Below are 9,467 nucleotides of genomic sequence, written 5' to 3'. Positions count from 1 at the left end.
ATGTGAGAGTAGGTCATCGTCAAGATTAAATTCCGAAACCCCAATTGCGAAAGCAGTTGGGGTTTTGTTTTGCCTGCAGGAAAGTTCCTACAGCATGCGGTAGGCCCTTCCGGCTGTCACAGCCTGCCGACAGTGCTAAGGTTCTGCCTTGGCTTTTGTACTTTTCCAAGGAAGCTTTTATGCCGGACGCCTCGTCCCTCAACGCTGCATTCATGGTGGTCCAGAGCAATAGCCTGGACGAGCTGCGCAGCCTGGTGGTCAGCATCATGCGGCGCTACCCATTGGCTCCCTTGGAGAATGAAATCGCTCTGGTCCAAAGCAACGGTATCGCCCAATGGCTCAAGCTGGCATTGGCAGAAGATCCTGAAGAGGACGATCTCGGTGGTTGCGGAATAGCCGCTGCCATCGATGTGCAGCTTCCAGGCAGTTTCATGTGGCAGCTCTACCGTATGGTGTTGGGCCGAGATGAAATCCCCGCAACATCCCTGCTCGACAAAGCTCCCCTGACCTGGCGGCTGATGCGCCTGTTGCCGCAAGTGATTGATCGCCCCCATTTCGAACCGCTACAACGCTTCCTCACCCATGACACCGACTTGCGCAAGCGCTACCAGTTGTCCGAGCGCCTGGCAGACCTGTTTGACCAATATCAGGTGTATCGGGCCGACTGGCTCGAAGATTGGGCCGAGGGCCGGCATCAGTTACGTAATGTTCGAGGCGAGATAAAGCCACTGGCTCCAGTCAGTTGCTGGCAGGCTGAATTGTGGCGTGCTCTTTTGGAAGATGTCGGTGAGCAAGGCATGGCCCAGAGCCGCGCCGGTGTTCATCAACGATTTATCGAGTGCATAAATTCCCTCGAACATGCACCAGCAGGACTACCCTCGCGGGTGATCGTGTTCGGTATATCCTCGTTGCCCGCCCAGGTGCTTGAAGCGTTGGCCGGACTCGCACGTTTCAGTCAGGTGCTGTTGTGTGTACACAACCCTTGCCGACACCACTGGGCCGATATCGTCGCCGACAAGGATCTGCTGCGTCATCAATACAAGCGTCAGAGCCGCAAGAACGGCATGCCGGTCGTACTCGATCCTGAAACGTTGCACCAACATGCTCATCCGCTGCTCGCCGCCTGGGGCAAGCAAGGCCGCGACTATATCAACCTGCTCGACAGTTACGATGACCCCAACAGCTATCGCGCGACGTTTCGTGATGGGCGCATTGATCTGTTCAGCGAAAATCAGCCACATAACATGCTCAACCAACTTCAGGACGACATCCTCGAGTTGCGGCCACTCAATGAAACGCGTGAGCGCTGGCCTGCCGTTGACTTGACGCAGGATGGGTCGATCCGCTTCCACATAGCCCACAGTGCCCAGCGCGAAGTGGAAATCCTTCACGACCAGTTACTCGCACGCTTCAGCGCCAATCCAGATCTGCGCCCACGAGATGTAATTGTGATGGTGCCGGACATCGACAGCTATGCGCCGCATATCCGGGCGGTGTTCGGACAACTGGATCGACATGATCCACGCTTCATTCCATTTACCTTGGCCGACCAGGGCCAGCGGGGCCGCGATCCGTTGCTGATTGCTGTCGAGCACCTGTTGAAGCTGCCCGATAGTCGTTTCCCGGTGAGCGAGATCCTCGATCTGCTCGACGTCCCTGCGTTGCGCGCCCGATTTGGCGTACAAGAGCGTGATTTGCCTACTCTGCATCGCTGGATCGAAGGAGCAGGCGTGCGCTGGGGAATGAACGCCGGGCAACGTGCCGGCCTGGGCTTGCCGGATGAGCTTGAACAGAACAGCTGGCATTTCGGTTTGCGGCGGATGTTGTTGGGGTACGCAGTTGGCAGCTCCAGCGCCTGTGCCGGTATCGAACCCTACGATGAAATCGGTGGTCTGGATGCTGCGTTGATCGGTCCGTTGGTTGCCCTGCTCGATGCATTGGAACTGGCCCATCACGAACTCACTCAAGTCGCTCAGCCCAAGGTGTGGGGCCAGCGCCTGCAAATCCTGATGCAGCTGTTTTTCAAGGCCAGTAACGAGCACGACGATTATCTGCTCACGCAACTTGAGGAGTTGCGCGAAACCTGGCTGCAGACCTGTGAATCCGTTGGGTTGGTCGATGAATTGCCGCTGACGGTGGTTCGCGAAGCCTGGCTCGCGGGGCTGGATCAGGGGCGTCTGTCCCAGCGTTTTCTCGCCGGCGCAGTAAACTTTTGCACGCTGATGCCCATGCGGGCGATCCCGTTCAAGCTTGTCTGTTTGCTGGGGATGAACGATGGCGATTATCCCCGGGCGCAACCCCCGCTGGATTTCGACCTCATGGGCAGTGACTACCGGCCAGGGGACCGTTCCCGGCGTGAAGACGATCGCTATCTGTTGCTCGAGGCGCTCCTGTCTGCGCGCGATCAGCTCTACATCAGTTGGGTCGGACGCAGCATTCGCGACAACAGTGAACGGCCTGCTTCAGTTCTGATCGGCCAGTTGCGCGATCACCTCGCCAGTGGCTGGCGGTCGCTCGATGAGCATCAGGATCTGTTGACCTCCATGACTGAGGAGCATCCCCTGCAACCGTTCAGTTCGCGCTATTTCCATGACGGCGATCAACTATTCAGTTATGCCCGTGAATGGCAGGTCTTGCACCAGGTACATGCGCCACAACATGAGATGGAGCTACTCGCGCCCCATGTTCAGGAGGAGCCGCTGAGTCTGGCTCTTCTGCAGGATTTCTTGCGTAACCCGGTCCGGCACTTTTTCACGCAGCGCCTCAAAGTGTACTTCGAGGCCGCCGAGGCGCCCCTGGCTGACGAAGAACCGTTCGTGCTGGACGCATTGCAACGCTACACATTGAGCGACAGCCTGCTCGAAGCCGCACTCCGGCAACCGGACAATATCAATCGGGCACTCGAAGATCAGGCGCGGCGTTTGCAAAACAGCGGATTGCTGCCCATGGCCGGCTTCGGCGAATGCCTGCAACGAGAGTTGATCGAGCCGTTACCTGACTTGCTGCAACGTTACCAACACCTTTTGGCGTTATGGCCGACACCATTGACCAGCGCGCTCCCGGTCAGTCTTGAGTTGCAGGGCGTGCGTGTTGAAGGCTGGCTCGCCGGTTTGCATCAACGCGCTGACGGTGGCGTGTTGTCGGTCACGACCATTCCCAACAGCATCGGCTCGATCAAAAGTAGAAAATGGCATCGGTTGATCAAGCCGTGGGTCAATCACCTGGTGGCCTGCGCCAGCGGACTTATCCTGACCACGGCACTGGTGGCGAGTGACGATACGCTGCTGCTTGAGCCGACGGAGAAGGACCGAGCGGTTCGTTTTCTGGGTGATCTGCTGCTCGCCTGGCAAGCCGGCATGCGCCAGCCGTTGCCGATCGCGGTCAAGACGGCCTTCGCCTGGCTTGCGCAGACTGATCCGCTCAAGGCTGAGGCGGCTGCCAGAAAAGCCTACGAAGGCGACGGCCAGACCAGTGAAGGTGAGCGCCGTGAAAGCCCTGCGCTGTCACGCCAATTCGCTGACTTTGACGCATTGAGTGCCGACGAAACATTCTCCGGTTGGTGCGACGCGTTGTATCGCCCCCTGTTTGAAGCGCCATGGCGCTCGTTGGCCAGCGAAGGGGCACGCGCATGAGTACCAAAACACCGCTGGCTCTGGCCTTCCCACTGCACGGCAGTCAACTCATCGAAGCCAGTGCGGGTACCGGCAAGACCTTTACCATTTCTGCTCTCTATCTGCGGCTGATCCTTGGCCACGGCGGCGAATCGAGCGGCTTCGGCCGTGAATTGCTGCCCCCGCAGATTCTTGTGGTGACCTTCACCGATGCCGCCACCAAGGAGCTGCGTGAAAGAATCCGTACGCGGCTGGCCGAGGCTGCGCGGTTTTTCCGTGAAGAAACCCCGGCGCCGGATGGCTTGATTGCCGAGCTGCGCGAGCAGTTTGACCCGGCACAATGGCCCGGTTGCGCCAATCGCCTGGACATCGCCGCGCAATGGATGGATGAAGCGGCCGTCTCCACCATCCACAGTTGGTGCCAGCGCATGCTGCGCGAACACGCGTTCGACAGCGGCAGCCTGTTTACCCAGTCCCTGGAAACCGATCACAGCGATCTGCTCGGTGAAGTACTGCGCGATTACTGGCGACTGTTCTGTTACCCGATGCAGGGCGACGCGCTGAACTGGGTTCGCGCTAACTGGGGCGGGCCGGCAGCGTTGTTGCCTCGAGTGCGCGGCCTGTTTGGCAGTGAGCGCGACAGTGATGACGGCAAGGCCCCTGCAGAATTGATCAATGAGTGTCTGCAAGAACGGCGTGCCGCGTTGCTCGAGCTGAAGATGCCGTGGCGTCAGTGGGCCGATGAGCTGCTGGTGATCTGTCACGAAGGCGTTGCGAGCAAAGCCGTCGATGGACGCAAGATGCAGGCGCGCTACTTCGAGCCCTGGTTCGAGAAACTCAAGGCGTGGGCCGAAGACGAGGCCATGGAGCAACTGGACATCGGCACCGGTTTCACCCGATTGACCCCTGACGGAATGGCCGAAGCCTGGAAGGGCCAGGCACCGAGTCATCCGGGTCTCGACGCGATGCCGGGGCTCAAGTCGAGCCTCGACACGCTTCCCACCCCCGATGCCGCCGTACTGCAACATGCGGCGAGATGGGTGGGCGCGCGTTTTGAGGAAGAGAAGCGTCGTCGTGCGGAAATGGGTTTCGACGACATGCTGTTGCGCCTCGATGCGGCGTTGCAATCCGACAGCGGCGAGCGCCTTGCTGCGGTGATCCGCGAGCAGTTTCCGGTTGCTCTGATCGATGAGTTTCAGGACACCGACCCGGTGCAATACCGGATTTTCGAGAGCATCTACCGCATCGAGGACAACAGTCCGGATACCGGTCTGTTCCTGATCGGTGATCCCAAGCAGGCGATCTACGCGTTCCGTGGCGCCGATATCTACACCTACCTGCGTGCGCGTCAGGCCACTGCCGGCCGCCTGCATACGCTGGGCACCAACTTCCGCTCCAGCCATGGCATGGTCAAGGCGGTCAATCACGTATTCGAACGCGCCGAGTCCCGCGAGCAGGGACGCGGCGCGTTTTTGTTTCGGGAAAAAACCGGGGAAAACCCGGTGCCGTTCCAGCCTGTTGAGTCTCAGGGGCGTAAAGAGCGGCTGCAGATTGCGGGGCACGATGTCGCGGCACTGAATGTCTGGCACCTGTCGACGGATCAGCCGCTGTCAGGCGCGGTCTATCGCCAGCAATTGGCGGCGGCCTGTGCCAGCGAAATCACCGCGTTGCTCAATGGCGGACAAACCGGTGCGGCGGGATTTGTCCGCGACGGAGAAGACTTCAGAGGCTTGCGACCCTCTGACATTGCGATTCTGGTACGCGACGGCAAAGAGGCCCAAGCCGTACGCGCAGAACTCGCGGCCCGTGGCGTGCGCAGCGTTTACCTGTCGGACAAGGACTCGGTGTTCGCCGCCCAGGAAGCGCATGACCTGCTCTCCTGGCTCAAGGCCTGCGCGGAGCCGGATGTCGAGCGCTCTCTGAAGGCTGCGCTGGCTTGCATCACCCTCAATCTGCCGTTGGCTGAACTGGAACGTTTGAATCAGGACGAGTTGGTCTGGGAAGCCCGGGTCATGCAGTTTCGTGGCTATCGCGAACTGTGGCGCAAACAAGGTGTGTTGCCGATGTTACGGCGCCTGCTGCACGACTTTCACCTGCCGCAAACTCTGATCGCGCGCAGTGATGGCGAGCGGGTACTGACCAACCTTTTGCACTTGTCGGAACTGATGCAGCAGGCTGCCGCTGAGCTTGATGGCGAGCAAGCGCTGATTCGTCATCTGGCCGAGCTTCTGGCGTTGTCCGGTCAGGCCGGCGAAGAGCAGATATTGCGTCTGGAGAGTGACGAGCAACTGGTCAAGGTCGTGACCATTCACAAGTCAAAAGGGCTTGAGTATCCACTGGTGTTCCTGCCGTTCATCTGCTCGGCAAAACCGGTGGATGGCAGTCGCTTGCCGCTGCATTACCACGATGCCTCCGGCAAAGCCCAGGTGACACTGAAGCCGACCGCCGAATTGATCGCCCTGGCGGATGACGAGCGTCTGGCCGAGGACCTGCGTCTGCTCTACGTCGCCCTGACTCGCGCGCAACATGCCTGCTGGCTGGGTGTCACGGACCTCAAACGCGGTAATAACAACGGTTCGGTGCTTCATCTTTCGGCGCTTGGCTATCTCCTGGGTGGCGGCGCAAGGCTGGATGAGTCAACCGGTCTGAGCCGCTGGCTGCAGGATTTGCAACAGAACTGCACGGCCATCAGCTTGGGGGAGTTGCCTCAAGCCACTCAGGAGATCTACCGGCCCGAGCGCAACGAAGCGATCCTCAGCGCTACATTGGTGCCCAAGCGCAAGGCCAGCGAAAACTGGTGGATTGCCTCTTACAGTGCTTTGCGCATCAGTGACGTATTGAGCGTGGGCAGCGATGAGGCGCCGGACAGTCCACAAGCGCAAAAGCTGTTTGATGATGAGCGTCTCGACCCGGATGCGCCACGCGAGATCGTCGCCGGCGGCGCCGATATTCATCGTTTTCCTCGCGGTCCGAATCCAGGAACCTTTCTTCATGGTCTGCTCGAGTGGGCCGGAGACGAAGGTTTTGCCGTTCCTTTTGAAACGCTCAAGGATGTGATTGGCCGACGCTGCAACCTGCGCGGCTGGGAAGGCTGGATCACCACTCTGAGTGACTGGCTGCAACACTTGCTCAAGTCGCCGCTACCAGCAGGTGGCGGACAGCCTCCGGTGGTTCTCGAGCAACTCAAACAGTACCGCGTCGAGATGGAGTTCTGGTTCGCCAGCCACAAGGTCGATGTTCTCAAACTCGATGAGTGGGTGCGCCAGTACACCCACAACGGTGTGGCACGAGTGGCCGCCGAGCCAGTACAGCTCAACGGCATGTTCAAAGGCTTCATCGACCTGACCTTCGAACATGAAGGGCGCTACTACGTGGCCGACTACAAATCCAACTGGCTGGGTGTCGACGATGCAGCCTATACCGAGCAAGCCATGGAGCGCTCGATCCTCGACAACCGCTACGACTTGCAATACGTGTTGTATCTGCTGGCGTTGCATCGACAACTGAAGGCGCGGTTGCCTGACTACGATTACGATCGGCATGTCGGTGGTGCGTTGTATGTGTTCCTGCGCGGGACCCGGGCAGACAGTCGCGGCGTGTATTTTGCGCGGCCGCCACGTGAGCTGATCGAGCGCCTGGATCGCCTTTTCCAGGGCAAGCCGGAACCCAAGGCCGAACCCGCATGGGAACAGGGAGTCCTGCTATGAGCCGTACCTTCGCCGATCTGTCATCGGCTATCGACAACCCGTCAAGCCTGGCGCCACTGACCAGTGCCTCGGATCTGCTGATCTTGCTTGATCGCTGGGTCGAGCGAGGCTGGCTTCGTTCGCTGGACAAGGCCTTTATCGGTTTTCTGAACGAACTCGCACCCCGGTCCGATCCACTGGTGTTGCTCGCTGCCGCACTGACCAGCCATCAACTGGGTCACGGACATGTCTGCCTCGACTTGTTCGAAACCCTCAAGGCCCCGGATTTCGCCCTGTCTTTACCTCCTGAAGGCGATGAGCAAAGTGATGTCTTGCTCCTGCCGTCGCAGTTGCTTGAAACGCTGGATGGCGCCCATTGGTGCAAGGTGCTGGCGAGCAGCGCTCTGGTTGCACTGGCTGCGGACAATAGCGAAGCGGCGCATCAGCGACCGTTGGTGCTGTCCGGCAAGCGTCTGTACCTGCGGCGCTACTGGGCCTATGAGCGGCGTATCGATGCGGCGTTACGCACACGTCTGGCCCAAGGCGAAACGCCGCCGGATGACTTGCCCCAGCGTCTCGATGAATTGTTCGGCCCCGCCAGGCCCGGAGCAGTGATCGACTGGCAGAAACTCGCCTGCGCGCTTGCCACTCGGGGAGCTTTCAGCATCATCACAGGCGGCCCGGGAACTGGCAAAACCACCACGGTGGTGCGTCTGCTCGCGCTGCTTCAGGCGCCGGCGGTGGAAGCCGGTCAGCCGTTGCGCATTCGTCTGGCGGCGCCCACCGGCAAGGCTGCTGCGCGGTTGACCGAGTCCATCAGCCAGCAAGTGCAGTCGCTGCAAGTCACCGAAGACGTGCGCGAGAAGATCCCCTGCGACGTGACCACTGTCCATCGTTTGTTGGGCAGCCGGCCCGGCACCCGACACTTCCGCCACCATGCCGGCAACCGCTTGCCGCTGGATGTGCTGGTGGTCGATGAAGCTTCCATGATCGACCTGGAAATGATGGCTAACCTGCTCGATGCGTTGCCGGCGCATGCGCGTCTGGTGTTGCTCGGTGACAAGGATCAACTCGCCTCCGTAGAGGCCGGGGCGGTGCTCGGCGATCTGTGCCGCGATGCCGAGGCAGGCTGGTACAACCCGCAGACCCGGCGGTGGCTGGAGTCGGTCAGTGGAGAGTCCTTGCAGGACAGTGGCTTGCACGAGGACCGCGACGGCTCGCATCCGCTGGCGCAGCAACTGGTGATGCTGCGCCATTCCCGACGCTTCGGTGAAGGCAGCGGCATCGGTCAGCTGGCGCGGCGGGTCAATCAGCAGTTGCCGGAGGAGGCGCGCCAGTTGCTGGCGGCCGGTCACTATGATGACGTGTTTTCCCTGCCGCTCAAGGGCGAACACGATCACACGTTCGAGCGGCTGCTGCTCGACGGTCATGGGGAAGGTCCAAAGGGTTATCGCCACTATCTGAATATCCTGCGCCAACAACGCCCGCCAGCGGACAGACCACTGGGGCATCCGGACTGGATCAACTGGGCGCGGGAGGTGCTGCAGGCGTTCGACACCTTCCAGTTGTTGTGTGCCGTGCGCAAGGGGCCTTGGGGCGTTGAAGGGTTGAATCTGCGGATCACCGAAACGCTGGTCAAGGCACGCCTGATCGAGCATGACCAGCAATGGTACGAAGGCCGGCCGGTGCTGATGACGCGCAACGATTACGGTCTGGGTCTGATGAATGGCGATATTGGCATTGCCCTCAAGTTGCCCGAGCGCGAAGGCCCGGACGCCGGCAAACCGGTGCTGCGCGTGGCCTTTCCGCGTAACGACGGGCAGGGCGGTGTGCGTTTCGTACTGCCGAGCCGGCTCAACGATGTGGAAACGGTGTACGCGATGACGGTGCACAAATCCCAGGGCTCCGAGTTCGCCCACACCGCGCTGATCCTGCCGGACGCCTTGAATCCGGTGTTGACCAAGGAATTGATCTATACCGGTATTACCCGGGCCAAACACTGGTTCACTTTGATCGAGACCCGGGCCGGCGTGTTTGAAGAGGCGGTGCAGCGCAAGGTCAAGCGCCTGAGCGGATTGATGCTGGAACTGGAAGAAGGTGGCGAGGTTCGGGAATGAAATAACCTGATGTTCGGTGCCGATTATTGACCATCTGGTCAGCAGCTGCTGTC

At 60.2% G+C, this 9,467-nt stretch carries 3 protein-coding genes; all 3 read left to right on the top strand.

Annotated elements, in window-relative coordinates:
• Positions 1-179 precede the first annotated feature (179 nt).
• From recC to recD, 3 genes are read left to right on the top strand one after another with little or no spacing between them, the layout of a single operon-like run.
• On the top strand, positions 180-3,632 hold the full coding sequence (gene recC, locus LVD08_RS09235) for an exodeoxyribonuclease V subunit gamma (RefSeq protein ID WP_247267980.1): 3,453 nt from the start codon (positions 180-182) through the stop codon (positions 3,630-3,632).
• Positions 3,629-7,318 carry an exodeoxyribonuclease V subunit beta gene (recB, locus tag LVD08_RS09230; RefSeq protein ID WP_247267974.1) on the top strand — a complete coding sequence of 1,230 codons (3,690 nt, stop codon included), beginning with the start codon at positions 3,629-3,631 and terminating at the stop codon, positions 7,316-7,318. Before recC ends, recB begins: the two co-directional genes overlap by 4 nt.
• The gene (gene recD, locus LVD08_RS09225) at positions 7,315-9,414 is read left to right on the top strand and encodes an exodeoxyribonuclease V subunit alpha (RefSeq protein WP_247267973.1); all 2,100 of its coding nucleotides are present in this window, start codon (positions 7,315-7,317) and stop codon (positions 9,412-9,414) included. Before recB ends, recD begins: the two co-directional genes overlap by 4 nt.
• The last annotated feature ends 53 nt before the right edge of the window (positions 9,415-9,467 follow it).

Origin of the sequence: Pseudomonas sp. YL2, assembly GCF_023063025.1 — a bacterium.
GTDB lineage: Bacteria > Pseudomonadota > Gammaproteobacteria > Pseudomonadales > Pseudomonadaceae > Aquipseudomonas > Aquipseudomonas putida_A.
This window is presented reverse-complemented; position numbering and strand designations above follow the sequence as displayed.